Source organism: Pantoea sp. R13S299 (genome assembly GCF_048515925.1).
Lineage (GTDB): Bacteria > Pseudomonadota > Gammaproteobacteria > Enterobacterales > Enterobacteriaceae > Pantoea.
Genome location: NZ_JBLYEF010000002.1, coordinates 710275 through 736773 on the forward strand (window position 1 = coordinate 710275; position 26499 = coordinate 736773).

Genomic DNA, 26499 nt, shown 5'->3' on the forward strand with positions numbered 1-26499 from the left:
CTGCTCTTCGCCTGCCTCTGTCAGCCCGTTCAGCGTGGCGAGACATCGTGACCGCTGGCGACAGCAGGCGGATAGTGCTCTTCCTCACCTAGCATCGCTTCAAAGTCCGCGGGCGTCATTGGCCGGCACAGGCCATTGCCCTGCATGATGTCGCATCCGGCGGTGGTGACAAAAGCGATCTGCTCTTTGTCTTCCACACCTTCTGCGGCCACCCGGATACCCAGGCTTTTGCCGAGCGCGGTAATGGCCCGGAACATCATCCGCACCCGCATGCTGGAACCCAGCTCGTGCGTCAGCGACTTATCAATTTTAAAGCCTGCCACAAAGCTATAACGCAGCAGGTTAATGGCCCCGAGCGTGCGTCCGTAATGATCGATAACAAACGAGGCACCGGTCCGGCGAACGGCTTCAACCTGAACCGGCATATCCTGCACCAGCACTGCCAGCAGTGGCTCATCCACTTCCAGCTCAACGAAGCCAGCATCGCCGCCGGCGCTTTCACGGATCACCGCTTCCAGACTGTTACCTGCCAGCTGGCGCGGAAAGAGGTTGATGCTGACGCGAAGCTGAGGCGCACGAACCTGCCACTGCCGGACCTGTGCCAGGGCACTGCGGATGATCCACTCCCCCAGCGTCACTGAAAGCGGACTCTTAACCAGCATGCCGATAAATTCGGCAGGCAACAGCAGCCCGCGCGTCGGATGCTGCCAGCGCACCAGCGTCTCGCAGCCAACCAGCTTTCCGCTCTCAACATCGAAGCGGGGCTGATAGTAAAGCGTGAACTGCTGCTGGCGCACCGCGGTTTCCAGTTCGCGCTCAAAGCGGCGGCGCTGCTGCTCTGCTTCACGAAACGCGGGCATAAACAGGATACTGCAGCCTTTGCCTGACGCCTTGGCGCGATAAAGTGCGAGGTCAGCAGCGGACATCACCGCAGAAGGATCGCGCCCATGCTCAGGGTAAGAGGCGATGCCGGTGCTGGCACCGACCACCACCGGCGAGTCGTGATAGCGGAACGGCGTCTGTACCGCCGCAATCAGTTTTTCTGCCGTGATTGCCGCTTCTGCACTGCCGCCTGCTAACAGGATCACAAATTCATCACCACCCAGCCGCGCAGCCGTCACAGCACCCGCACACACCGCCCGAATCTGTTCGGCGACGTGACACAGCAGCGCATCCCCGGCGGCATGTCCCAGCGTATCGTTGACCTCTTTGAAACCATCGAGATCGGTCATCAGTAATGTATAGGGCACGCCCGCGGTGGTCAGCTGTCCGACCTGTTCCATAAACGCGCTACGGCTGGCGAGACGCGTCAGCATATCCATTGAAGCCAGCTCACAGAGCCGTGCCTCACTCTCATAGCGGGCCGTGACATCACGGATGATCATGCCCACCAGCCGTTCGCCCTCTTCGCGCCAGCCTGAGAAAGAGACCTCGGCCGGGAATTCACGACCATCTCGCGTCACACCCCATATCTGCAATGAGCGGGGATGCGAGATAGCCGCCTCATCAGAGCTAATCCGGGCCAGTTCATTGCGGTAGTCAGTCTGGCAGCGCGCCGGAATCAGCTCGCTGACGTACTGACCCCTCATCTCCTCCGCTGTGTAGCCGAACAACGCCGTGGCGGCCGGATTCCAGAAGGTGATGCCGCGCCGCAGGTCGGTGCAGACAATGGCATCAGGTGAAGTAGATGAGATCGCCTGAAGACGCTGCTGGCTGGTGTAGCGTAGTAACTCCAGACGATGCATCTCCATCCGATCCATCACCAGCGCGGCAATGTCGGTCAGATGCCTGCGATCTTCTACGGTCAGTGGCTCACGCGGATGACTGTCGGTCAGGCAGACCGTGCCGATGTGATGGCCATCCGGGGTAGAAAGCGGAATGCCCGCGTAAAAGCGGATAAAGGGGTAACCATGAACCAGCGGGCTTTCGCGAAAGCGCGGATCTTTCAGCGTGTCGGGGACGCAAAGGATATCGCCCTTTGCCAGCGTATGGTGGCAGAAGGCGACGTTACGCGATGTCCCGGAGATATTTAAACCGTAGCGGGAGGCGAAGAACTGCCGCTTCTCGTCGATAAGCGATACAAAAGCAACCGGCACTTTAAACAGTCGCGCAGCAAGCGTGGTGAGGCGATCCAGCGCATCAGTCGGCGGTGAATCCATCAGATTATATTGCTTCAGTGCGTCGAGACGAGCCGCCTCGGCATCATGATAAACTGGACGTTTCAGCGTAACTCCCCTCTGATGTTATCTGCTGTGGCCGGCATGACACAGCGTAAAGAGGACACGTTCAATCAGACAGGACATGCAGAACTGGCTGCCGACCCGCTGCCGGAAGAAAGGCCCGTCAGTGAACTCTGCAGCAACGGGTTGCCGCGCTGAGCCCGATGAAGCTGGCACCGCAGACAAAGAAGCGCCAGTTAATACGATTGGCCTGGCAGAGAGGTTACTGCGGATCAGCGGCTTATGGCGGACCACGCCAGAATCATCTGGCCAGGGCTTTCAGACGAGCGTTAAATACGCTTCGCTTGTCTTTATATATCGGCCTGGCATGACTTAACTTCAGGAAAATAGCGGCTGACAGCCTTACTTTTTCAGCTTCGGCACCAGTTCAAAATACGGATGCTCTCCGGCCAGCAGCATCAGCAGTTCATATTCGCCCTGACTGAGCTGCGCCGGATTTTTCGATGCCTCTTTGGTCTGCCAGACGCGCTGGCTGAGGTCAAAACGTTCTGCTGCAATCTCCTGAGAGAGACCGGCTGCAACGCGCAGTTCACGCACGTTGTGCTGTACGGCGACAGGCCGCTGTAAAATCTGATTTCCCATATGAAACGCTCCGCATACGGTGCCCCGGTGTGAAGGCCTGGCGAAAGAACCTGCCTGCAGCCAAAACATAAATTTGAGTTAAGTTTTAAAAGCCTGGCAATCCGTAATCGTCAGGAAAGCGCAAGGCATGAGTAAAACCACAGAAATTAACTGTAATTATATTTAACCTGCTGCCGGATAATTTTTGCGCTGCTGAAAATAACACTCGCCATTCTGAAGGGTGATACTGGCCAGATGATGATCGGCGTCAATCACAGTCTCAAAAAAGGGTCACATTCTTTTAATTTTTAAATAAAGAATAATCGTGAATTGTTATTCCGGTACAGATAGCCATTATTTGCAGATCAAAAAAATATCCGGCCAGGCTATACCTGACCGGAACTCGCCCAGCCGACTTTTTTAGACGGCATAATGCGTTAATTCAGCACGGCAGCATGATTAGGCAGGGTGAAGCGTGTGATCACGCTGCCCAGCGTTTCGGTCTGGCCGCTGAGACTGCCCGCCGTCGCTGACACATGCTGAACCAGCGTCGCATTCTGCTGCGTCACGCGGTCAAGTTCTGCCACAGCGACGGTGACCTGGGCGATGCCTTTGCTCTGCTCATCCGAGGCCAGCGCAATCTGGCCAATCAGTTCATTGACACCGTCAACACCTCGCAGCACGGCAGCCATAGTGGTTCCCGCACTCTCCGCAGCCCGACGGCCATCATCAACGCGACTCACGGTATCGGCAATCAGCTCTTCAATCTCTTTAGAGGCAGCTGCACTGCGCTGCGCCAGTGAACGGACCTCGCTGGCGACCACGGCGAAACCGCGACCCTGCTCGCCTGCACGGGCGGCCTCTACAGCGGCGTTGAGCGCCAGAATGTTGGTCTGAAACGCGATGCCATTGATAGTGGCGGTGAACTGCCGGATTTTTTCGGAACCCTGCGCAATGCTGGCGATGGCTGCCGCTACAGTCTGAACCAGTTCCACACCCTGGTGCGTCGTATTGGTGGTGCTGGCAGCCAGTTCACGCGCTTCACGGGCATTCTGTGCATTGTGCCGCACAGTAACGGTGATCTCTTCCATGCTGGCTGCGGTCTGCTCCAGCGCAGCGGCCTGAGTGGATGTCCGGTCGGAGAGATCGGCGTTACCTGTTGCGATATCACCCGCTTCACGATGAAGAATTGCTGCGTTGTCGCGGATAGCGCTGACCGTCTGCAACAAGCTGTGCTGCATCTCTTTGACCAGCGGCACCAGTTGCCCGACACAGTTGCGCCCCAGGTCTTCCGGCTCGCGCGTCAGATCACCATCAGCAATGATTTTTAAATGACCCCGAATTTTACCTACCGGACGCACCAGGTGGACAACCAGGTAACGGTCACAGAACAGCAGCAGTGCTACTGCCGCAATCAGTGCTGCCAGTAATACGTTTTCCAGCCGATGCCGGTCAGCTTTCAGGGGTGCCTGATTCTCAGCCAGCTGCTGCGTCAATTTATCCAGCTGTGCCCGGGCAACGGATGCGTACTCTGCTGGCGTGGTTGTAAGTGCAGCACGGAAGCTATCCCAGTCAGCATCGGCCGGGGTTAAGGCTACGAGAGCCTTAATATCAACTGGCGACCCGCTCTGCATAACAATAGCGCTGCGAGCCAGAAAGCCTAGCTGCTGCGTCAGAGCCTCTGAGCGGTCGGTTTGACGAAAGATGTCGCGCACGACCTGGCTACTGTAACCGCCAGCCAGCGCGACGACGCCCAGTGAGACGATCATCATCCACAGAACAACGCGGCGGATAGTGAAATGCCTGAGTGAATTCATGAGGTTTTCCCCGATGTTGTCATTGGTGTAGTTAAAAAAAAGTAAGCAAAAATAAGTTATGTCATCTACTTTAATGCGTTATTATATCGTGCACTATGTTTATGCCTTCTATACTGGCAGGATATTTAAGAAATTAATAGTTTTTAACGACAAAATAATAGAATCGTCATTACGAAAATATTTCGTTAAAGAAAAGGAATTTGCTATTCTGACCAGCGGTGACGTGCAACGTAATAAAAAATAAAAACGTAACGGCTATATCTTTTTACAGAAATAGCCTGTAGTCATGACACTACATCCTTTAATAATTCTGTTTAGTTTCGCTCCGTAACCAGCCGGTGCGGAGGAATCCATGCTTATGAGCCTTAGCGTCGGTGACGAATGCCGCACGCGAACCCTGCACGCGCTGCGCAGCAACGACGAAAGTCGTGACGATGTGTTGCGACAGTTCGTCCGGCTCGCCAGCCAGGCACTCGGTATTCCCGGCAGCTTTATCTCCGTACTGGATGATGAGATGCAGTATGTTAAGGCGGCGCATAATTTCACACTCACCCAATCCTCACGGCAGGACTCCCTCTGCCGGCATGCCGTGGACAGCGATACCACCGTAGTGGTGCCCGATACGCTGCTGGATATCCGCTTTGCTGCACATCCGCTGATTACTGGCGCGCCTTATATCCGCTTCTATGCCGGTGTGCCGCTGAAAAGCAGTACCGGTCTGATACTGGGTACGCTGTGCGTGACCGACACCGCACCTCATCGCTTTAGTGGCGATCAGGTGGCGATGCTTAAAATGCTGGCGACACTGGTGATGTCATTTCTTGATGCCTGGCACTCGGCAGGTTTTGCCGATCCGGTAACCGGCCTGCCCAACCGCCAGCGTCTGATTCGCGATCTGCAGTTTCTTGCCGCCTCCGGGGACACCACGCCACGGCGGCTGGTGCTGATAGACTGTATTGATATGCCACGCGCCTATGAGCTTGCGCGTTCAATGGGTATGGGGCCGGTTGAAAGCCTGCTGAAAGATGTGGCAACACTGCTGCCGCTGCGCCTGCGCCCTGCGCCGGGCGAGATGCTTTATACCGTGGCAACCGGACGCTTTGCCCTGTTGACACGTCAGGAGAGCAAACTCAATGCCGACTGGGTGGCAACAAGGCTGGCGGGGATCAGCGCGGATATCGGCGATGGTCTGTCAGTTGGACTGATGACCCACACCGGGGAAGCAAGTTTCAAAACCGGAGAGATGCCCGCTCAGGAGATCCTGCGGCGTGCAGTCAGCGCGCTGCACGAAGCCATTACCCGCGACGTGGCCTCGATGCCCTTCAGTGAGGCCACCGATATCCGCCATACCCAGGATTTCACCCTGATGCACGATCTGGCCAAGGCAATACGTCAGGATAAAGGGCTGTGGCTCGCCTGGCAGCCTAAAATCTGTCTGCACAGCGGCAAGCCGATTGGACTGGAGGCGCTGATCCGCTGGCAGCATCCGGAGCGAGGTGAACTGTCACCGGCACAGTTTTTACCTGTTGCCGGACAAACCGAGTTGCTTAGCGAGCTGACGACCTGGGTCACAGAGCACGCCATCGCCCGGCTCTCCCGGCTTCGCAACAGCTATATTCAGCTGCCCATCACCATTAACGTCAGCAGCAGCGATTTTTCCCGCGACGGTTTTGCCGACGAACTGGAAGAGCGGATGATCAGGGCGAAGCTGCCGGTTTCACTGCTGGGTATTGAGTGTCTGGAGACAGAACGGATTCTGGAAAGCCCGACCGCGATGCAGGGGCTTGAGATGCTGAAACTGCGTGGGTTCGGTATCTCACTCGATGACTTTGGCACCGGCTATAGCAACATCAGCTATCTGCGGCGCATGCCGCTGGACGTCATCAAGCTGGACCGTTCACTGATCAGCGAAATCTCGTCAGACACCGCATCGCGCGTGATCGCCCGCAGTATTATTGGGATGCTCAAAGATCTCGATTACATGGTGCTGGCTGAGGGCGTGGAGAATGAAGAAACGGTAAAAGTACTGACCGAATTCGGCTGCGACCAGGCGCAGGGCTTTTTCTACTCCAGGCCGCTGGCGGAAACCGCGCTGGATGAGTGGCTGGGCTGGCGGTTACGCAGTAAGTACTGAGCCGCCCTCGCCTGCCCCATTCTTAACTGTTTAACTCAAACGCGCTGAAGCCCTCTGGCCCGGCAATCATCACAGTATTGCGCCCGGCCGCTTTTGCCTCGTAGAGCGCTTCATCGGCACGTCGCAGTAAAGCCTCGCGATCGCCAGCCTGTTCACCTCGTGAAGCCACTCCCGCTGATATCGTCACTGTCCCGGCAAACGGGAAGGTAGTGGCGCTGACGGTCTCACGGATGCGTTCTGCGGTGCGGGCGGCATCCACCAGCGTGGTGCGCGGCAGCAGCAGAATAAACTCCTCGCCACCAAACCGGCTGACGATATCGCCGGTGCGGCAGAGCTGACGCAGCAACGCCGCCAGGCTCACCAGAACGGCATCGCCCGCATCATGCCCGTACCAGTCATTAATCTTCTTGAAATGGTCAATATCAATGGCGATGGCACACTGTTCCTGGTCGCTGTCAGACTGCGTCGCCAGCACCGAAAATCCGCGTCGGTTGCAAAGCCCGGTCAGTGGATCGGTCATCGCCTCATCATTCAGCGCGGCCATGTGGCCCGCCACGGCGTGGCGATGCTCCTGCACTGCTTCTTTAAGCCGGTCAGCCTCGTAGTACCAGGTTTTAACCGTGGCGAGGGATTCCGCCTGCGCTTCGCTGCCGCCATCGCGTACTCTGTCCGCCAGCTTTTCCAGTGGAGAAGCAATCCGACCTGCCATAAATGCAATAACGCCCGCTGTCACGATGATAATGCCCAGAACGAACCAGATGGCGCTTTCCGCTGTGCGCATCAGAATATGCCTGACCGTTTCAGAGGTTCCGGTAATAAACACATTCCAGCCGGTCTTATGCAGCGTGCCATAGCCGGTGAGATAGTTTTGCCCGTCATTCTCCAGCGTGAAGTGTCCGCTTTCCGTGGTGGCAAGCCGCTTCTGAAGTGCCAGACTCAGCAGCATCTTTGTCCCAACCAGCGCCGGGTCGTGACTGAAAATAATCAGCCCTTCATTGCTGACTACGCTGACCGTCGATCCTCTGGTGTAAAAATGCTGGCTCAGGATCTCACTCAGCATGCTCTGTTTTTTGAGATAGATGGTGCCACCAATGTAGCCCAGGTAATGGCCCTCTTCGCTGAACAGCGGCTGAGATAAAAACACCACATAGTTACCGGCGGCAGAGGTAAAGGGCGCGGAGATAAAGGGCTTCTGAGTCGCAATGGCCTGCAGGCTGGCCGTTGAGTGCAGCTTCACGCCAATCAGATTCAGGCTATCGGGTGAGATTGCCGCAATGATGGCATCATGATTGACCACTACCACCGAGTTGAAAAAACCCGACTGCATGCGCAGGCGTTCAGTCTCTGCTTCAAGCCGTTGTGTATTGCTCAGCTCTTTGATCTGCGAGGCACTCCAGGCCAGTTCACGTTGCGCTGTCGCCAGGTAACGATCGGTGGTATCAGCCAGTTTGCGGGCATAGGCAATGTTCCCTTCAAGCAGGCTGTCTTCGATATTGGCCTTCTGAAACAGCAGCAGCGCGCTCAGCAGCAGACCGGAGGTCAGAATGACGCCTCCAATAGACAGCAAAGTCAGCAGCGAACGAAGGCGCATTTTTTCATGGAGCATTGCGGTCAGGATCCGGATTAAGTGTCATTTGAGTGTAACAGTTGACGCTGCAGGTCAAGGGGAGAACAGACGTGGATTTATAGAGGATCGAGACGTATTGCAGGGCGCAGCACAAAATCGTATGGCGTTACATAAAGCCGGGTTTAGCTTTCAGCTGGGCAGGACAACGATAAACAGCAAATGATTAAGCGGTAATAATGAGACTGACTGAGCCGGGATCTGTGCAGATGACGCGCAATTATTATCGCTGACTGCGATGAGAATGCCTTCCGGGGCTGAAAATAACGGGACAGGCTCTGCCCCGTTTATCATTACGGCTGAAACAGGCGTTGAACAGTTTAATTATGTCAGCGTCGGAAACAGGTAATTATGAATATACATAAACATTTAAATTGCTTTAACGCCAGAATGCTTTGATATAAGAACGGCTGCTGAGTCTTTTAATAAAATGATGCGGACAGTTAAAGCGATGCCCATCCCACTCCAGATTAAACCACTGAAATTCATCATCTTTAATTTTTTCGAGCAGGGTCATTGCCTGCACAGGCGTCTGAAAAGCATAAGCTTTCATCACGCCCTCTTTGGTGCATAAATCAATATGAACCATGTAACCCCCGGGTGTTAAAAAGATCGGACATTTTATAATTATTGAACAGCCTCTTTAGCATAATCTATTTATTGCGTGCCGATTATCTGATTCCGTAATATTTACGTAAAAATTATGCTTCCTATTTCTGATTTATTATTTTGGGCAACTCTGCCTTATTTCATCAATTAATTTGACCATCTATTTCTGATCCGGCCATCCTGCTGCAGGAAAGGAATGCTGCTGGCTGGCAGGTTGAGATGGTCATAAACAGAGCACATCGTTTACACTCTCAGCAGCCTCATCTGCAATCCGGCAACGGTTGTGACAGACCGCGGAGAGAGGCAGGAGATTACTGACGGCGGGCAATAAGGAATCTTATGCTGGATTATATGGTGTCGCTCTACCGTACTGTTCCTGTCTCATCTGACTGTCTCAGCGACTGGATTACCGGCTGGCTGGTGCAGCAGCAGACCCGATGCCACGATCATCATTTCTCCGCCGACTTTCCCTGGCGTGAAACCGGTCTGCCCCAGCACACCTTTTTGCAGCGTGAACTGACGGTTAACGGCCAGCGTTATCTTACCGGGCCACGTTATCTGGGAGGTGATCCTGCTCAGCCATTTATTGAGATCGTGGCCCGTGATGGGCCCATCGATTACGCGGTTGCCAGCGCCATCATGCAGGCGTGGCAGCCGTTGAAACCTTTAAAGCTGCGCATCCTGTTACCGGCAAGCCATCCAGATATCGGGTTAAACGATCAACTGATATTCATCAGCGATTCGGCTGCACTCGCTGCGCCTCCCGGCGAAGACATTTCACTGGTGAAGGCTGGACGGAAAGATTTTCCCGCCTGTCTCCAGGCAATTAATCACGCCTATCGCGCCAGCTGGCACACGTTGCCGCATCTGCGCGATCAACTGATGGCAACCAGCAAACAGGAATTACGGGAAGATATCGCTGGAGGACATGTGCTTTTAATTGTCTGGCAGGGCATGGTGGCTGGGCTGATGATTTGTGTTCGCCGGACACTGACCTTCATTGAGGGGTTTCAGATTATGGATGAAGTGATTATGCCTGGCTATCAGGGCCGTGGACTTGCCGCGCGCGCTCAGCAGCTTTTACTGCAGCAGCTTCATCATCACTATGGTGAGAAGGCGCTGCTGACCGGCACCATTCTGCCCGGTAATACCCCTTCACTGCGAAGCGCGCAAAATGCCGGACGGCGCTGCGTGCTGAAGTACCAGTTTTTCACCCCAGCCGATTTGGCACCGAACCTTGTCGTTATTTGAAATCACCACAAAGCCAGCTCAATCAACTTATCCTGTACGCTGTAAATGCGCTGCTTCAGGCTCAGACTCTCTTCTGCGCTGATCCATTTTGCATCAAACGCACTATTAATTTTTTCCAGGGCGATTTTGGTGCTGCTTTTCAGCCCCCGATGCCAGTTCGCATCTGATCGGTTGGCCGCCTGTTTTTCCAGACTCTCAACTAATTCCGCGACATTATTACCACCGGTACAAGCCTGAGTTACCGACATATCACCCTCTTTTTGCTGCTAAAAACGACCACACTGGCGGCGTCTATTATACCTGAACCCGGTTCGGTATTACGCCTTCCTGTGCGCACGCCCCGATACGCATCGTAAAACATTTTACGCATCGCAGACATGACCTGAATGGCGCGGCTTCGCTCGCAATATTCCACCAGCTGTCCTTAACTCAACTTCAGTGATTTTGTTCCACTGAGAGAACTATCGGAGGACGTTTTGACAACAACATCTCTGACAACCGCCAGTGATAATACCCTCACACTGCGGCGCTGGATTACTGTCGGCCTGCCCGCTACCGAGCTTTTTCACCTGTGGCTTGAGCCCGATACCCTGCCCCGCATCATGAGCCACTTCGCCAGCGTAACGCCGGTCAATAAAAGCGATGCGCACTGGCAGATTGAGGGGCCGCTGGGTAAGCATTACCGCTGGGAGACCCGCATTGTTGAAGCACAGCCAGGCGAAATTATCGCCTGGCGCTCCCTTGACGGTGCCGACATCCCCAATGAAGGTGAACTGCGGATGCGCCCGGCGCCGGGTGACTGGGGCACTGAACTGGCACTGACGCTGCACTTCACCCCGCCCGGTGGCGTACTGGGGAAAAAGGTGACTCAGTTATTTGATCTGCTACCGAAAGAGGTGGCCAGCAAAGCGTTACATCGCTTTAAAAGTCTGGCTGAGACCGGTGAGATCCCAACGCTGCAGGGGCAGCCTGCGGGTCGCCATAGCGAACGTCAGGATAAGGAGGAGTAAATGCGCGCACTCTGCTGGAATGGTATTAACGCTTTAAGTGTTGAAACCGTGGCCGATCCCGGTCTGATTAACCCCCACGACGCCATCATTCGCGTCAGGCTCACCACCACCTGCGGCTCTGATCTGCATGTTATTGACGGTCTTATCCCGAGTATGCGGGAGGGCGACATCCTGGGTCATGAATTCATGGGAGAGGTGGTGGAAGTCGGCAGCGCGGTAAAAAATATCCGGCGCGGCGATCGGGTAGTGGTGCCCTCCTTTATCTCCTGTGGCTCCTGCTGGTATTGCCAGCATCAGTTGCCTTCCTGCTGTGACAATACCCATCCGCAGTGGGAGAAAGGCGAAACGGTGCTGGGCCATGCGACGGGTGGCATCTACGCTTACAGCCACGCATTTGGCGGTTATGCCGGCTCACACGCAGAATATGTTCGCGTGCCCTTTGCCGACAATGATTGCTTCGTGGTGCCCGAAGGCGTGACCGATGAGCAGGCACTGTTCCTCTCTGATGCGACCCCTACCGGATACATGGGGGCCGATTTCTGTAATATTCATCCTGGTGACACGGTGGTGGTCTGGGGCTGTGGCGGTGTCGGACTGATGGCGCAGCAAAGCGCCTGGCTGATGGGGGCTCATCAGGTCATCGGTATCGATCGCTATCCTGAACGGCTGGCAATGGCACGAGACTTCGCGGGCAGCATAACGCTGGATTACACCAGTGTAGATATTAATGAAGCGCTGCTGGAGTTAACCGGCGGACGTGGCCCGGACAGTTGTATTGATGCTGTCGGCATGGAAGCGCGTGGCGAAGGGTTAAGCCAGGTCTATGACAAGACGAAACAGATGCTGCATCTTGAAACGGATGTCGGCGCGGCGTTGCGTCAGGCACTCTATACCTGCCGTAAAGGCGGTAACATCGCCATTCTCGGGGTGTATGGCGTGATGGATAAGTTCCCGCTGGGGCTGCTGATCAACAAGAGTCTGACGATTCGGACTGCCCAGCAGCACGGGCAACGTTACATGCACCGTCTGCTGGAACATGTTGCCAGAAACGAGCTGAATCCGGCGTTTATGGCGACGCATCGTTTTCCGCTCGAAGAGGCCCCGCGAGGCTATGAGATGTTCAAACATAAAGAAGATGGCTGCGTTCGTGCCGTGTTCGTTCCCTGACAGCGCATCAACTCATTCGGGCGGCACTGCCGCCCTGCTAAACCTCTCTTTCCTCCTGCCAAAAGACCCCACCCCTTTCCGGATGCGAAAATTCAGTTTATGAGAGTCAGCCACAATCATACTGAGCCTGAAGTAACCGGCCATAATTTCATGCGTATGTGAAAATTTCATGAATTTAAAATGAAAAAACGCATTTAAATGAGTTATCTGCAGGGATTCAGCATGCACAAACGCCTGTTCACATTTTGAAAACAAAATAATCACACATAGTGACATTTTCATGCCTAAATTAGTTCCAGTTTTTATCAATGGAGCAGGCAAATGACTCACTTTGTGGCAATTTTTTTCTCTTCACTGTTTATGTGCAGTAACGTCTATGCAGGTTCGGTTTCATCTGTTTCTCTTGGATCACTCTCTTCCGCGCTCAATGAACGGATGCAGGTGATGAAAGCGGTGGCAGGTTATAAAGCACTGCATCATCTGCCCATCGAAGATCTGCCACGCGAGCAGGTCGTGCTGGATCATATGCTGCAGAACGCTCAGCAGGCCGGGCTTGAGCCGCACTCCGTGGAGCCGTTTGTTCACGCGCTGATGAACGCCAGCAAAGCGATTCAGTATCGCTATCGGGCTGACTGGCTGTCAGCACCGGACAGTGGTCTCCCGGTCTCGGATCTGGCCGAAACCCGCAAGCAGATAGAACAGCTGGATACTCAACTCCTGACTGCGATCAGCCAGCGCCTGATGACCGGCACCTTCTCCCAGGAGGACAAAGCGTTTCTGATTTCACAACTCACCGCCCCCAACCTCAGTGAAAGTGATAAAAACAGCCTCTTCGCTGCCCTCTCCCGCATTCAGCGGTTGCATTAATACTCAGCCAGCGGAGTGAGCTATGCAGCTTCATGAACTGATGAATCCCGACTACGCTGACAATCCCTTTCCGCTTTATCGGAAACTCCATCGGCAGGGACCGCTTATTCCTGCGGGAGATAAGATCATCATCAGCGGCAGTCACGCGGTGGTGGATGCCCTGCTGAACGATCGGCGGGTCGGTAAGAACTACATGGAAAGTGTCAGGCTGAGATTTGGTGATGACGCCGCCAACATGCCGCTGTTTCAGGGGATCAGCAGAATGTTTCTGGTGCTGAATCCGCCGGATCATAACCGGTTAAGAGCGCTGGTCATGAAGGCGTTCAGCGCCCGGGAGACCAAACCCCTCAGGGAGATGGCGCTGACGGTAGCCAATGAGCTGGTGGACGCGCTGGCAGGCCGTCGCACCTGCGATCTGGTTGAAGCATTCGCTTTTCCGCTACCGGTGCGCATTATCTGCAGGATGCTGGATGTCCCTGAGTCGGACGCGCCTGAACTGGGCCGTCTTACCTCCGCGCTGGTCAACGTTTTCGACCCCCAAATCAGTCAGGAAGATCTGCTGAAAGCCGCTGATGCGTTTGCCGTGCTGGAAAGTTACTTCAGCGCACTGATCGTCTCCCGCCGTGACAGCACCGCCAGTGATCTGGTGTCGCTTTTTCTGCGCAGCGGCAGTGATGGCGACCGGTTAAGTCACGATGAGATTATCGCCAATGTGATACTGCTGTTTCTTGCCGGTCATGAGACCACGTCAAATATGCTCTGCAACACCCTTCTGGCCCTGCATGACCATCCGCAGGAACTGGCGTGCCTGAAGCAGAATCATGCGCTGATACCCGATGCCATTCAGGAATGTCTGCGTTACGACAGTTCGGTCCAGATGCTTTACCGCACCACTCTGGAAGAGATTGAGGTAGCAGGCCAGCTAATCCCGCCCGGCACCCGCTTCTTTCTGAGTCTGGGCGCGGCCAATCACGATCCACGTGTCTTTACCTCGCCGGAGCGGGTGAATATCCGGCGGCATGAAGGACGCTGTCTGGCGTTCGGGGGCGGGATCCATCACTGCATGGGCTACCGGCTGGCGCTGGCGGAAATGGAGGTGGCGCTAAAGGTATTGCTGACCCGATTGCCAGAGATGCGACCCGTGACCGCTGGCGTTCGCCGCAATCACCGGGCCAATCTGCGCGGCGTCAGCGCCCTGCCGGTCGAGTGGTAAAAAAGACAACGCCCGACGATTAGCCGCGCAGCCGTAGCGTAGCTGGCAGGATAAGCTGGCTGTTGACCGGATCTTCACCGGCGATCATGGTGGTCAGCATCGAGAAACAGGCCTGCGCGAGTGCCGGGACATTCTGCTCTACCGTGTCGATGGGAATCGAGAGTGAATCATAGAGGTAGTGGTCATCGAAACTGGCGATACGGATGTCGCTGGTCAGCAGGTTATGCTCGCTCATGTAGCGCAGCACTCCCTCCAGCAGGCCGCAGGCGGCGGTAAACATCGCCTTAGGCGGACGCCCCAGCCGCTCACAGAGCGCGGCAAACATCTCATAGCCGCTGCCGGGATGATAGTTACCCTGAATAATCCACTCCGGCTGCAGCGTCACACCCGCCCGCGTTAGTCCCTCTCTGAATCCCGCCAGACGATCCTGGGTCGGGGAGAGTTCGGACTGTCCGCCCATAAAGTAGATCTCATCCGGGCAGGCGCGCGCCAGCTTTTCTACCAGCTCAGTGGTGGGCGTTACAGAGTCAGTGATGACCCAGGGCAGCTTCGTGTTGTTCATGTGGCGGTCAAACAGCAGCACCGGCAACTGTTCACTGAGGCTGACGTAGTCGCTGTCGCTCAGCATACTGGAGGCGACAATTAGCCCGTCGACCTGACGCGCCACCAGGTTGTTGACCACGGCCATCTCCTGACCGGCATTTTCGTCGGTGCAGGAGATCAGCAGCTGCAGACCGGCTGCACGGCAGAGATTTTCCAGCGCATGTGAAAAGGCCGCAAAGCCGTGGTTGGTGATTTCCGGTACCACCAGTCCCAGCGTATGACTGCGGGCGTCATGCAGCATCCGGGCGTGAATGCTGGGCTGATAATGGTGTTCCCGGGCAAGCGTCAGAACCCGCTCACGCGTCTCTTTCGCGACCCGTAACTCTTCGCCACGACCGTTGAGCACCAGGCTGGCAGTGGCTTTTGAAACCCCTGCCAGGCCAGCGATGTCACTAATGGTAACGCGTTTTGTTTTTCTCACGGCAAGGCATCGGTTAATGAAACAAGCGCTTATTCTACCATGCAGCGACGTAACGACCAGTAGCGGGCCTGCAGTTCTGCGCGCCCGCGCAGGGTCAGCAGCGCTGGCTGGTCCGGAAAATAGCGGCTGCTCATCACCCCTTCTCCGTCGTTGATGAAAATCTCAACGCTGGAGTGGTCACACAGAATCTGCAACCGGCGGGCTTCGCCGGTCCAGTAACGGTACGTCCATTTACCCGTCACCAGGCTGCGACGGGCCAGCCGCAGTTCATTCTGCTGCCACGTCAGGATCAGCGTATCGGCAAAGTTGAGTTCGATGTCGCCCTGACTTTCCAGTTCCAGCTCCAGCCGCTGTGCGCCGATCGGCGGCGCATCCTCGGCGCGGCCCTGATAGTGCTGCTCTGTCTGCCGCAACGCCTGCAGTTCAACAACGGGCTGCTGAAAGAGTCGGCCGTTGCGTGAACTCAGTTCACGCATACAGGTCATCTGATGGATCCAGCCCTGCGCGACGGTAGGCTGAGCCATCTCTTCACCGTCCGGCGTTCCCATCCAGCCCACCAGCAGACGCCGGCCATCCGCGGTCAGCGTGGTCTGCGGTGCATAAAATTCAAACCCGGCATCCATTTCGTTCAGCGGGCCGTGCTGATAGGCAGGCTGCTGATAATCCAGCGAGCCACTCAGCCAGGCGCAGGCATGACTGTTCAGATAACGCTTTTCTTGGGGCGCGACGCCCTGCGGACAGCAGATCAGATACGTGCTATCGCCGAGCGAGAACATGTCCGGGCACTCCCACATGTAACCCGCAGCGCCCAGACCACCCAGTTCACTGCCCGCGATCTCACCGGTATTCTCCCACGCCCGCAGGTCGGCAGAGCGCAACAGCAGCACCCTGCCCTGCAACTGCGTATTCTGCGCGGCCAGCACCATGTACCAGTGATCTTCGTGACGCCACACTTTGGGATCGCGAACGTGGCCGGTGTAGCCCTCCGGCACAGCGATGACCGGGCCGAATTTGTCAAAACCGCCTGCGCTGTTCTGCTGCGCCAGGCACTGCCACGCAGTCCGCGAACCATCATCAAACTTCACGTTGCCAGTGTAGATCAGCGTGAGCCGACCGTTATCGTCTACCGCGCTGCCGGAGTAACAGCCGCTGCGGTCATACTCCTCATCCGGCATCAGGGCGATGGGCTGATGCTCCCAGTGCAGCAGATCGGCTGAGCGCCAGTGTCCCCAGCATTTATGCTGATGCGCACAGCCCAGGGCATTCCACTGGTAGAAGAGATGATAGTGACCGTCAAAATGGATGAAGCCGTTGGGATCGTTAAGCAGCCCGGTAACCGGCGCCAGATGCCAGCCGGGATAGTGGCTGTCGCTGAGCGCCTTCGGCATGCCCTGTATCACCGCCTGCAGAATGGCGGCAAGACGTGTTGATGAGGCCATTATTCAGAATCCGTTTTGTATTTGAGCAGGTAAGAGATCACAAACGCGGTGGTGAATGCGATTGCCATGCCAATGGCATAATTGAGCATAGAACCCGCCTGTACAATCGCCATGCCCGGCAGACCGGTCAGCCCGACAGCTGTCATATAGACGTGCACTGAGACAACCCAGGCCCCACCCAGCGCGCCACCCACTAATCCGGCGATAAAGGGTTTCATAAACCGCAGGTTGATACCAAAAATGGCCGCCTCGGTGATCCCCAGCAGCGCTGAAAACGCGGAGGGCAGCGAGATCGCCTTGATCTTCGCATCGCGGGTTTTGAACCATACCGCCAGACAGGCACCGCCCTGAGCCACGTTCGCCATCGCCCAGATAGGTAGCAGGAAGTTCACGCCAATCGACGGATTGCCCAGCAGTCCTGCCTCAATCGCATGAAAGCTGTGATGGACGCCGGTGATGACAATCACCGAATAGAGCCCGCCAAACACCAGTCCCGCCAGCCATCCTGCGTGCGCAATCAGCGTGCTGAGAACAAAGGAGATGCCATCACCCAGCATACGGCCCGCTGGACCGATAATCAGCAGTGCAATAAAACCGGAGATAATCACCGTCAGGAATGGCGTCAGGATCAGATCCAGTGCATCCGGGATCACCCGACGCAGTTGCTTTTCCAGCATGCTCATAAACCACACCGCCAGCAACACCGGGAACACCGTGCCCTGATAACCAATCATCGCCACTTCAATGCCGAAGAAGTTCATGGTGTGGAAACCGGCGGCGACGCCCCAGGCATTGGTCAGCGCCGGGTGTGTCAGAATGCCGCCCAGCGTCGCCCCCAGAAACGGGTTACCGCCAAACTCGCGGGCTGCAGTAAAGCCAATCAGGATCGGCAGGATAATAAAGGCCGCCGAGCTGCACATATCCAGCATGATATAGAGCGCATTTTCCGGATTGACCCAGCCGTAGGTTTTGACCATCCCCAGCAGGCCCATCAGCAGACCTGACGCCACAATCGCCGGAATGATCGGCACAAAGATATTCGACAGCAGGCGGGCAATGCGCTGGAAAGGATTGAGCTTACGCGCCGCAATATCAGCAGCCTCAGACTTGCTCGATTCGCTGATACCCGCCTCGGCGATAAAGGCGGCGTAGACCTTGTTCACCACGCCGGTGCCGAAGATAACCTGCAGCTGTCCCGCATTGCGGAAGCAGCCTTTAACGCCTTCGATCCGGCCAATCGCGGTGGTGTCCGCTTTCTCATCATCTGCCAGCACCAGCCGCAGCCGCGTCGCACAGTGAGCCGCGCTGGCGATGTTCTCTTTGCCACCCAGCAGGGGCAGCAATGCCCGCGATATTTTTACATAGTCCATACACACCTCAGTCTCGTTATGTTTTTATCCGCGTAGTGGTAAGGCCCCGGCATCCGGGGCCGCCCGGTCAGAACCAGGTTTCCATCTGTACGCCAAAGTTCCATTCGCCACCCGCTTCGAAGCCTTTGCTGCCGAACGCGTCGTCACTGGCATAGTTATCCAGCCGGTGATCCCAGTTCATCCAGGTTGCAAACAGACGAATTTCCGGACGCTTAAGGAAGTCACCGACATCACCGGCTTTCAGGGTCGGTGCAACAGTGAGTTTCGTGAAGCTGCCGCTGACTGCGTTACGGTTGTTGTAGCCTTCCGGACGCAGGTCCATGTACTGATAAGACCCTTCATACTGCATCTCAAAGTTCTGGGTAATTTCCTGTATCAGCCGCAGGTTGACTGTCGCCCAGTCATAGCTGTCACCTTTGACGTAACGATCGTCACTGCGCTGTGCCAGTACGGCGGGCGCAATGTGCCAGCCACCGCCTAGCGGGGTAATACCGTAACTTGCCAGCCGCCAGGTGTTCGCTTCCGGCAGCAGTGCGCCGTCAGAACCAATCGACTTCACCTCTGCGCCCAAGCCATGGCCGTAGAGCAGCGCGGTTTTCGATGTGCCTTCTGTCAGCCCATAGAAGCTATCGTTATGCAGTCCCAGCAGCGCATGTACACCGGTTTCGGCCGCATCGCTTTTGACTCTGAGACCGTCGATATCACGGCGGTCATCGTTATCTTTCGCCCGCATACCGCTGACCATCATCTGCACCGGACCGACAAAGTTATTCAGCGACAGGATGTAGTTCTGCGCGGTGTTTTCATTGTTTTCGATGTCGCCAAAAGTACGGCCATACAGCGAAATGTTGCTGCGCGCCTGATCGCTCCATTTCATGTCATAGATACCGGCACCGGTACCGGCAAGGAACACCACATCGGAGTCGATCCAGTGAATATCAAAGTTATCACGATCAAAACGCTTACCGGCCCATACGGTTGCGTTATCGAACGCGCCGGTGAAGGTCGGAAGCTGGCCGAGTTCGACAAACGCCTGACGCAGGTTGAGATCGCTACTGGAGGCCGTCCAGTCGTTGTAGGTGCGCTGTCCATCGGCCAGCATTGCTTTGAAGCGGGTGGTCGCGCCATTGTCCAGCGTCTGCTTATGTTCGAGATTAAGCTCAACGTAGGTATCCGGCTCATTACCCAGACGCCCGACGTGGCCGCCGGTTTCCCCGGCAGGGGTGACGGTCGGACCGCCCTGCGTTTTGGCGGCTGAGCTGTTCATCAGCAATCCGGAGCGGGCATAACCGTGGAACTCAAAGCCACCTTCATCGGCAGATTTTTGTTCCAGCTTCGCGGTGCGCTGCGCGGCCTCTGCGTTAGAGGTCTGGTTCTGCTGCTGCACGGCTGCCAGCTGTTGAGCCTGCTTCTCAGCCACCTGTGCCTGCTTTTCAGCGACTTCTGCGCGGGTTTCAGCGACATTCGCCCGCTGCTCGGCAGCCTGCAGTCGCTGCTCCATCGCCGCAAGGCGTGCTTCAATGCTGCTCATGCTGGGATCGGCCCAGACGGATGTGGAAAGGAATAGCGTAGAGAGGGCCACTGCTAACGTGCTTTTTTTCATTTTTTTATATCCCTGAGGAGAGGCTATCATCACCGGTATTTTTTGCTAAACCGGTTTAGGCGCAAATCATAGCCATGGGTAATTTCCCTCTGCAATGAAAATAGCTAAACCGGTTTAGTGAATGTGAGATAGCTCGCAAAACAGGGCTGTCAGATGACGATTAGTCAGCCAGATCGTCCAGCTGATGGAGCCACGGAAGTGCAGTCATGGCACCTTTCGCGGTAGTTGCCAGTGCGCCACAGCGTTGTGCACTGGCAAGACAATTGGCGAGCTGTGACTCATCGGCAGGCAGACCCGACTTCGCCAGTCCCCAGAGTAATCCGGCCACGAAGGCATCACCTGCACCCGTGGTGTCAACGCTGTCCACAGGCGTCGTCGCATGGTGTGTAATCTGGCCCTGATACCAGGCCATCACCCCTTCTCTGCCCCGCGTCACCAGTAATAAGCGAATGCCAAATCGTTCGGCCAACTGCGGCATGCTGACAGCCGCTTCCTGACCCGGACAGAGGAAATCAAGTTCCTCATCGGAGAGTTTGACCACGTCGGTATGACTGAGTGCTTCATTCACCACCGTATGCAACAGTGTCGGATCGGGCCAGAGGTCTTCACGCAGGTTTAAATCGAAGCTGACATGACCACCTGCCGCCCGGACCTGTTTCATAGCGGTCAGTGTTGCGGTACGTGAGGGTTCACCTGCTAAGGCGATCGAACAGCAGTGCAGCCATTCTCCATGCTGAAACGCGGGCAGGTCCGATGGTTCAAGAAACAGGTCAGCACTGGGTCGCACCATGAAGGTAAATGAACGTTCGCCCTGCTCATCCAGCCCGACCACCACGGTTGAGGTGCGGTGCTGTGAATCGGCGATCATATAGCGGGTATCAACTTTCTCCTCACTGAGCGTCTGCCGCATAAACTCACCAAAGGGATCAGCACCTACCCTGCCGATAAAACCGCTGTTTCCCTGCAGACGGGCAATTCCAACGGCGACATTGGCGGGAGCTCCGCCCGGACACTGCATCAGGCGACCCGGCATTTCGGGTAGCAAATCGACCACGGCATCCCCGAGGCACCATACGCGAACAGACATAAAAAACTCCTTTGGTTGAACCTGAAAGCTAAACCGTTTTAGCTATAGCGTTAAACCGTAATGAGTTCAAGCGTTACGATGCGGAAGTGATGGGTATTTACAGAAGAGGTTGTCTTTCTAAGGAGACGGGTATGGAGAGCTGCTTTGTAGCGACGCCTGATAACATAATAAAAAACCGGCGCAGCGGCCGGTTTGGTTATCGGAAAAGTGTGATGTTAATTACTTCAGCGTGGAGAGTATCTGTCTGATCGACGCATCGATCTGTTCAGCAATCTCTTTCGGCAGACGACTGAATTCATACTGCACGGTGCGCTTCTCGTCATTGGTTTTACGACGCGCATAGGTATTGGCTGTGGTAAACGTTGCCAGTTTCTCCGTTACGGTTTTGCTGACAGGTGACGGTTTTTTTAACTGACGACGAGCGCTTTTGAAGCCGCTCAGGATAGCGCTCTTCTTATCATCCGCGTTGGCGCTTTGCAGTGAATCATCTTCATTCAGCTTTTGCTGGATCTCACTGACTAACGCAGAGATCTCAACCGCTTCTGCTTTCGCTTCTTCCCAGACGTCAAGCAGCAACTGGTAATCCTGGAGGGTCAGCTCAGAGACAACCGGAAAGAGTTCGATAAACTCAGCGGGTACAGATGCCGCCTGGAACGCACGAGAGACCTTGGCGTTCGAGATACCTTCGGCTTTAGCAATCTCTGATTTGCTCATGCCATTTTCGTTCATCAGCATAAAGCGCAGACCTAACTCACGCAGGTTATGCTCTTTCGCCGTCTGAATATCCGCAGCCAGCTGACGCGCATCGCTAAGGCTCAGTTCATCTGCGGTGACCAGCACTTCCAGACTGGCACCGGAAAGAATACACGCGGCGCGGCGGCGCGAGCCATCCATGATCTCAATCCTGTCATCATTGACGCGACCAATAGCCGGGAAGAACTGCTGCAGTGTTATGGTGCGGGTGATCTCCTGAAGCGATTCCGGTGTCAGCGTGCTCTGATCACGGCCGTTTATTTTTGGATCAACGCTGGTTCGGGTTTCAATATCATCGTGCAGGATGAGCTGGCGCACAAAGGTCGCCTTCGCGCCCGACTTCAACGTAAAGGTGCGCGACTGGCTGCTGCTATCGATCATGTTCGCGATAGCAGAATCACCAAACTTGCGGCCAATGCGCTGTATAGGTTTGCTCACAGAGTACTCCTGATATATTCGATGCGGTCAAACACAGCTCTTGAGAACTGCTCGGCTTCATATTTCGCTTTGCGCAGAGCATCTGCACTGCCCGGATATGAGGAAGGATTGGCGCTGATCACCGTATCAAAAGATTCCCCGCAGCGTTCAAAGCCATCCAGTCGCGGTAAACTGCAGTCCAGCATCGATTTTGTAAACACTTCCCGGGCATAGCTTTGCGAAGTCAGGTGATCATGTTTAGAGGTCATCTTAGACATAAAGCCGATATTAGCTTTGAGCCGTGGTTCGATACCTTCGGACTCAATACGCTCCAGCATTTCCGGCAAACGCGTCAGATATTTCATGGTGGAGTGGAAATCGACCTGCGCCGGCGGCGTCGGTGTCAGCAGCACATCACTGGCCGCAATCGCGTTCAGCATGAAGGAATCGAGATGAGGACCGGTATCAAGGAAGATAAAATCGTAATCTCCCGCCAGGCGATCAATCACGTTCCGGCGCAATACTTCTGAAGGTGCAACGCCTGGCAGATGTTCAGCCACCAGCTCTTCCCAGTCACTGGCAACAAAACCATCGTCGATAGAAGCCGGGATAACATCCACGCCAGGCATGACGGTCGGCTTGATAAATTGTGCACGGAGCTGATCTGCATCGAGATCGTTGAGCATTGCCTGCGCTGCCGTTTCCAGAACAGAACCTACGCTATTAGTGTGGCTCAGAAACATCGTGCTCGATGCCTGTGGATCCAGGTCGATAACCAGGATACGCAGGTCATTGTGCAGCATAGAAGGATGGGCGCGCATACCGTGAGCCAGTGTGACGGTGCTGACGGTTTTAGAGACGCCGCCTTTAAGGCTGACAACAAAGACGACAAAGGGTCCATCGTGACGATCGCGATATTTTGGTATTTTACGATGCGCATAGATGTCGACCACGTTTTCGATGGTCAGGGCATATTGCGAAGTACTACCGGTCTGTTTCTTACCAAACTGATAGCCCGCTGCTTCCATATCATTAATGGCGGCCACAACGGCATGCTTACTCAGCAAAGGCATATTCGCGACAGCATTGCGCGAGAAGGTCTGATAAAAACCAGTCTGGTTAAATTCCTGACGCTGCTGCTCAATGTGGTTACTCAATCCATGTAACATGGAATTGGCCCGTGTGGCCATTTCCAGCACTCCACCATAATCACGCTTCATAAGCCCCTCTGCGTTAATGTTTTTTGCATACTACATAAAAAGGATATACCTGCCAATGTATAACAAAAATGACAAAAACCTGGATTTCTTGTGCGGGATAGTGAGGCCGGGATGAGAGACCTGCGGATTTCGAAGCAGGATGCTTTTGGAGTACTGCTTTATGTCAGTTGATGTGATTCTTGATGAAGCCAGGAAATCGGTTTGGGGGAGTTTCCCGGGTTTCATTTCGTCGGATGAGTTTTCCGAGAATGGTTTTTTAATATAAGAGCAGCATAATCATTTTCAGGTAACAGGAATGGTGTTTTCACCGTGAAAATCATAAAAATTACATTATAAATCATATAGATGAATGTGAAATCTAATGGTGGAAATTTGATATGAAGGACGTTTTACCCAGTATACGGTTTCATTTCTGAGCACCGGGTTTGAAGGTAAAGTCGGTGGATTCAAAGTTGTCTCTATCATCCACTCTCTTTAATCACATCCCTCATTTCAATCTCTTTTGCCCCTTCCTCATTATGATTCCTGCATACTTTGGATTGCTGTATTTCAACATTGCTTTGTAGCGATTTTTCTTATATCGGAGAATGATTCTGTTCTTTAGTCAGTGATAGTCTGAGCAACCTAGTATGGCTATATCCCCCCAGTCACTTGAGTGGTTTCATTTAAATACCAGCGGAACGGCGATTCTTATGAACGAGGGCAGGGGGATATAATCGGAAGGCGGGTCTCAATTCTCAACAGGGTATTCATAGTGAATGAGAGATGCCGAATGCTTCTGAGCTTTGTTTGATTTCCTGTCAAAATCTTTTGATCAGTCACTTCTAAATCTAAAGCCTTGAGCGACTCACTTTACTTCCGTATTAATAAAGCCATTCACATCCGCAGTCTTCTTCAAATAATTCTTTATGTTGATTGGGGTAGGATTACTGATGGCGGGCTTTATTGCCCGAAGTCTCTGACCAGGTCAGGCTTATCTGCTTCAAAGTACAAACTTATTGTTTTTAGCAATATATCTGCATCTATGAATCAGCGATTTTGTTTTAAAGCCAATTTTATGGTGTTTTCATCATGAAAATATTAAATAAATACTTATATATCATATAGATAAAGTGATTCATTCAGGGTGAAAACTCACGTTAGCACTGATTAGATCGTAAGTATTCTCAATCAAAATCGAATAGCCTTACTCTTTGAGTTGTCATTAGGGGGATTCGAGCTGTGTAATTCTTACGCTCTGTTTTAAACCACCTTCATGGTTAACCTTCCTGCCACTGTTCGTGGCTAATCATGAGCTGACTATAGCTATTAAATAATCAGTTCCATCTGCGACTCCACTATTACCTTATTTTTGTCTGTTTTATCCCCGTTATCCACAGGTCAGATCCAATTGGTCGATCCTCAATAGATCAAATTGAGATCCCTAACAGATCCCTACAGTGCCTGAAGCCTTGTGGCACATGGCCTGAGAGGGTGTTCGTAACCACTGTAGCGAGAAGAATAACCACTATAGGGAGTATAACAACCACTATAGTGAGTAAAGCAACCGCGCTGGCGAGTAACCAACAACCACTGTAGCGAGTAAACGGCCTTTTAGCGTGTGCATAACCCTGTTCAGACTCAGTTGCTCAGGTTTTACCGACCGTCTGTGATGAAACAGGGTGCTCCTGGGTAAAGGCAGGGCATCTGAGGGATTTTTAGCTGGCATTTTTACCGGGTTATCCACTGAATAGATCCAATAACAGATCCTTTTAAGATCCTAATAAGTTCCTGAAAGATCCCCATCGAGTGCCAGGCCCTGGTGTGTCTGTGTTAAGACAGGTTCACTAACCACTATAGCGAGTAAAGTAACCACTGTATCGAGAGAAATAACCACTATGGCGAGTAGATTAACCGCTGTAGTGAGTGATAGTATCCACTGTATCGAGTAACAGCGGGTCTCGCCTGTTCACATCACGGATCTTCCTAATGCCAAGAAAAGAACCAGATATCCTGAACATAGCTGATGCATTTAGCGAAACAGACAAACGTACAGGTGAAGTTGTTACTCTTACCCCCAATAGTAACAACACCGTGCAGCCGGTTGCGCTGATGCGGCTTGGTTTATTTGTTCCGACACTGAAATCTACTGCGCGCAGTCAGAAGAACCAGATGAATTCCATGGATGTGACGCAGGATCTTAAGCAGTTATCCCTGGTCAGGTCGGAAGGCTATGACAACATTAAGATTCTGGGTGCCCGCCTGGATATGGATAATGATTTTAAAACCTGGGTCGGGATCATTCGTGCATTCGCGACGCATGAGTGTCTGGGAGACACTGTAACGCTCTCTTTCGTCGAATTCGCCAAACTCTGTGGCATACCCTCAGCAAGGCTCTCCTCGAAGCTCAGGAGCCGTCTGGACGCGTCTCTGACCCGTATTGCATCCAATACGCTGACTTTTACCAGCAAGGGCGGAGAGAACTACACGACGCATCTGGTGCAGTCCGCTAAATACAGCATCAAAAAGGACACGGTCACGCTGCAGGCCGATCCCAAGATCTTTGAGCTGTATCAGTTCGACAGAAAGGTTCTGTTGCAGCTTAAAGCCATCAATGAGCTGGCTCGCAAAGAGTCCGCTCAGGCGCTCTACACCTTCATTGAGAGCCTTCCGCCGAAGCCTGCGCCGATATCTATGGCGCGTCTGCGCGCCAGACTTAACCTGACCTCGCGCGTGATTACCCAGAATGCGACCGTCAGAAAGGCGATGGAGCAGTTAAAAGAGATTGGATATCTGGACTACACCGAAACCCGACGCGGCTCGTCTGTCTACTTCTGGGTCCATTACCGCCATCCTAAGCTGCGCCCGGCTGAACTGCCGCTCAGTCAATCAGGGCTGATCGATGATGAGATGGATGATTTTGACGATCTTGATATCGATCCTGGCGTGATTGACGTCAGCCCGCCTGAGCTGGGGATTGAAGAGGAGAGCAGTGAGCTGGTGATGGTTTCGCGTGAGGAAAAGGAATTACTTAACAAAATCAGGAAGCAAAAGAAGCAGTAATGCCCTGTTGCCGACTCTCGCCGGGTGGCGTCCGGGCCTGCTTCAGGTTCA

At 54.2% G+C, this 26499-nt stretch carries 20 protein-coding genes; 7 read left to right on the forward strand and 13 right to left on the reverse strand.

Annotated features, from left to right (window positions below; all coding sequences use genetic code 11):
- Window positions 1-29: 29 nt before the first annotated feature.
- The 3 genes from ACN1CO_RS14175 to ACN1CO_RS14185 form a co-directional block, all read right to left on the reverse strand.
- Entirely contained in the window at window positions 30-2159 is a 2130-nt protein-coding gene (locus ACN1CO_RS14175) for an EAL domain-containing protein (RefSeq protein ID WP_419139468.1), read from the reverse strand.
- 423 nt (window positions 2160-2582) lie between these two features.
- Window positions 2583-2822 carry a transcriptional regulator gene (locus tag ACN1CO_RS14180; protein WP_419139469.1) on the reverse strand — a complete coding sequence of 80 codons (240 nt, stop codon included), beginning with the start codon at window positions 2820-2822 and terminating at the stop codon, window positions 2583-2585.
- 416 nt (window positions 2823-3238) lie between these two features.
- Complete coding sequence (locus ACN1CO_RS14185) at window positions 3239-4618, reverse strand: methyl-accepting chemotaxis protein (RefSeq protein WP_419139470.1); 1380 nt, start codon at window positions 4616-4618, stop codon at window positions 3239-3241.
- A 352-nt stretch (window positions 4619-4970) separates the two neighbouring features.
- Here ACN1CO_RS14185 and ACN1CO_RS14190 point away from each other — a divergent pair, with 352 nt between their 5' ends.
- Window positions 4971-6752: an EAL domain-containing protein gene (locus ACN1CO_RS14190; RefSeq protein ID WP_419139471.1), complete on the forward strand. Its 1782-nt coding sequence runs from the start codon at window positions 4971-4973 to the stop codon at window positions 6750-6752.
- A 22-nt stretch (window positions 6753-6774) separates the two neighbouring features.
- Here the strand turns inward: ACN1CO_RS14190 and ACN1CO_RS14195 are convergent, their stop codons facing one another.
- Together ACN1CO_RS14195 and ACN1CO_RS14200 are read right to left on the reverse strand one after the other, a co-directional pair.
- Window positions 6775-8358, reverse strand: coding sequence for a diguanylate cyclase (locus tag ACN1CO_RS14195; protein ID WP_419139472.1), 1584 nt, complete (start codon window positions 8356-8358; stop codon window positions 6775-6777).
- A 397-nt stretch (window positions 8359-8755) separates the two neighbouring features.
- Window positions 8756-8965 (reverse strand): hypothetical protein, encoded by a 210-nt coding sequence (locus ACN1CO_RS14200; protein WP_419139473.1) that lies wholly within the window; start codon window positions 8963-8965, stop codon window positions 8756-8758.
- 359 nt (window positions 8966-9324) lie between these two features.
- Here ACN1CO_RS14200 and ACN1CO_RS14205 point away from each other — a divergent pair, with 359 nt between their 5' ends.
- On the forward strand, window positions 9325-10236 hold the full coding sequence (locus tag ACN1CO_RS14205; protein WP_419139474.1) for an N-acetyltransferase: 912 nt from the start codon (window positions 9325-9327) through the stop codon (window positions 10234-10236).
- A gap of 2 nt (window positions 10237-10238) precedes the next feature.
- On the opposite strand, the gene ACN1CO_RS14210 is transcribed toward ACN1CO_RS14205, so the two are convergent.
- Entirely contained in the window at window positions 10239-10484 is a 246-nt protein-coding gene (locus ACN1CO_RS14210) for a hypothetical protein (protein ID WP_419139475.1), read from the reverse strand.
- A 228-nt stretch (window positions 10485-10712) separates the two neighbouring features.
- Here ACN1CO_RS14210 and ACN1CO_RS14215 point away from each other — a divergent pair, with 228 nt between their 5' ends.
- The 4 genes from ACN1CO_RS14215 to ACN1CO_RS14230 all read left to right on the forward strand — a co-directional run bounded on the left by ACN1CO_RS14215 (window position 10713) and on the right by ACN1CO_RS14230 (window position 14493).
- Complete coding sequence (locus ACN1CO_RS14215) at window positions 10713-11246, forward strand: SRPBCC family protein (protein ID WP_419139476.1); 534 nt, start codon at window positions 10713-10715, stop codon at window positions 11244-11246.
- Entirely contained in the window at window positions 11247-12413 is a 1167-nt protein-coding gene (locus ACN1CO_RS14220; protein WP_419139477.1) for a zinc-dependent alcohol dehydrogenase, read from the forward strand.
- 321 nt (window positions 12414-12734) lie between these two features.
- Window positions 12735-13280, forward strand: coding sequence for a chorismate mutase (locus ACN1CO_RS14225; RefSeq protein ID WP_419139478.1), 546 nt, complete (start codon window positions 12735-12737; stop codon window positions 13278-13280).
- A 22-nt stretch (window positions 13281-13302) separates the two neighbouring features.
- Complete coding sequence (locus tag ACN1CO_RS14230; RefSeq protein WP_419139479.1) at window positions 13303-14493, forward strand: cytochrome P450; 1191 nt, start codon at window positions 13303-13305, stop codon at window positions 14491-14493.
- A 19-nt stretch (window positions 14494-14512) separates the two neighbouring features.
- Here the strand turns inward: ACN1CO_RS14230 and ACN1CO_RS14235 are convergent, their stop codons facing one another.
- The 7 genes from ACN1CO_RS14235 to ACN1CO_RS14265 form a co-directional block, all read right to left on the reverse strand.
- Entirely contained in the window at window positions 14513-15517 is a 1005-nt protein-coding gene (locus ACN1CO_RS14235) for a substrate-binding domain-containing protein (RefSeq protein WP_419139480.1), read from the reverse strand.
- A 29-nt stretch (window positions 15518-15546) separates the two neighbouring features.
- Window positions 15547-16956 carry a sucrose-6-phosphate hydrolase gene (locus ACN1CO_RS14240; protein ID WP_419139481.1) on the reverse strand — a complete coding sequence of 470 codons (1410 nt, stop codon included), beginning with the start codon at window positions 16954-16956 and terminating at the stop codon, window positions 15547-15549.
- Complete coding sequence (locus tag ACN1CO_RS14245) at window positions 16956-18326, reverse strand: sucrose-specific PTS transporter subunit IIBC (protein ID WP_419139482.1); 1371 nt, start codon at window positions 18324-18326, stop codon at window positions 16956-16958. The genes ACN1CO_RS14240 and ACN1CO_RS14245 overlap by 1 nt, the downstream gene beginning before the upstream one ends.
- A gap of 67 nt (window positions 18327-18393) precedes the next feature.
- A complete protein-coding gene (locus ACN1CO_RS14250) occupies window positions 18394-19929 on the reverse strand; it encodes a carbohydrate porin (protein WP_419139483.1) in 1536 nt (511 codons plus the stop codon).
- A 160-nt stretch (window positions 19930-20089) separates the two neighbouring features.
- Window positions 20090-21016, reverse strand: coding sequence for an aminoimidazole riboside kinase (locus tag ACN1CO_RS14255; protein WP_419139484.1), 927 nt, complete (start codon window positions 21014-21016; stop codon window positions 20090-20092).
- Window positions 21017-21235: 219 nt separating this feature from the next.
- Window positions 21236-22207: a ParB family protein gene (locus ACN1CO_RS14260; protein ID WP_419139485.1), complete on the reverse strand. Its 972-nt coding sequence runs from the start codon at window positions 22205-22207 to the stop codon at window positions 21236-21238.
- The gene (locus ACN1CO_RS14265) at window positions 22204-23406 is read right to left on the reverse strand and encodes an AAA family ATPase (RefSeq protein ID WP_419139486.1); all 1203 of its coding nucleotides are present in this window, start codon (window positions 23404-23406) and stop codon (window positions 22204-22206) included. Before ACN1CO_RS14265 ends, ACN1CO_RS14260 begins: the two co-directional genes overlap by 4 nt.
- Window positions 23407-25374: 1968 nt before the next feature.
- Here ACN1CO_RS14265 and ACN1CO_RS14270 point away from each other — a divergent pair.
- Window positions 25375-26448, forward strand: coding sequence for a RepB family plasmid replication initiator protein (locus ACN1CO_RS14270; RefSeq protein ID WP_419139487.1), 1074 nt, complete (start codon window positions 25375-25377; stop codon window positions 26446-26448).
- Window positions 26449-26499 lie beyond the last annotated feature (51 nt).

Coding starts and splice junctions, on each gene's coding strand:
- ACN1CO_RS14175 (WP_419139468.1), bottom strand. CDS start 2,159: ATGGATTCACCGCCGACTGATGCGCTGGATCGCCTCACCACGCTTGCT.
- ACN1CO_RS14180 (WP_419139469.1), bottom strand. CDS start 2,822: ATGGGAAATCAGATTTTACAGCGGCCTGTCGCCGTACAGCACAACGTG.
- ACN1CO_RS14185 (WP_419139470.1), bottom strand. CDS start 4,618: ATGAATTCACTCAGGCATTTCACTATCCGCCGCGTTGTTCTGTGGATG.
- ACN1CO_RS14190 (WP_419139471.1), top strand. CDS start 4,971: ATGCTTATGAGCCTTAGCGTCGGTGACGAATGCCGCACGCGAACCCTG.
- ACN1CO_RS14195 (WP_419139472.1), bottom strand. CDS start 8,358: ATGCTCCATGAAAAAATGCGCCTTCGTTCGCTGCTGACTTTGCTGTCT.
- ACN1CO_RS14200 (WP_419139473.1), bottom strand. CDS start 8,965: ATGGTTCATATTGATTTATGCACCAAAGAGGGCGTGATGAAAGCTTAT.
- ACN1CO_RS14205 (WP_419139474.1), top strand. CDS start 9,325: ATGCTGGATTATATGGTGTCGCTCTACCGTACTGTTCCTGTCTCATCT.
- ACN1CO_RS14210 (WP_419139475.1), bottom strand. CDS start 10,484: ATGTCGGTAACTCAGGCTTGTACCGGTGGTAATAATGTCGCGGAATTA.
- ACN1CO_RS14220 (WP_419139477.1), top strand. CDS start 11,247: ATGCGCGCACTCTGCTGGAATGGTATTAACGCTTTAAGTGTTGAAACC.
- ACN1CO_RS14225 (WP_419139478.1), top strand. CDS start 12,735: ATGACTCACTTTGTGGCAATTTTTTTCTCTTCACTGTTTATGTGCAGT.
- ACN1CO_RS14230 (WP_419139479.1), top strand. CDS start 13,303: ATGCAGCTTCATGAACTGATGAATCCCGACTACGCTGACAATCCCTTT.
- ACN1CO_RS14240 (WP_419139481.1), bottom strand. CDS start 16,956: ATGGCCTCATCAACACGTCTTGCCGCCATTCTGCAGGCGGTGATACAG.
- ACN1CO_RS14245 (WP_419139482.1), bottom strand. CDS start 18,326: ATGGACTATGTAAAAATATCGCGGGCATTGCTGCCCCTGCTGGGTGGC.
- ACN1CO_RS14250 (WP_419139483.1), bottom strand. CDS start 19,929: ATGAAAAAAAGCACGTTAGCAGTGGCCCTCTCTACGCTATTCCTTTCC.
- ACN1CO_RS14255 (WP_419139484.1), bottom strand. CDS start 21,016: ATGTCTGTTCGCGTATGGTGCCTCGGGGATGCCGTGGTCGATTTGCTA.
- ACN1CO_RS14265 (WP_419139486.1), bottom strand. CDS start 23,406: ATGAAGCGTGATTATGGTGGAGTGCTGGAAATGGCCACACGGGCCAAT.
- ACN1CO_RS14270 (WP_419139487.1), top strand. CDS start 25,375: ATGCCAAGAAAAGAACCAGATATCCTGAACATAGCTGATGCATTTAGC.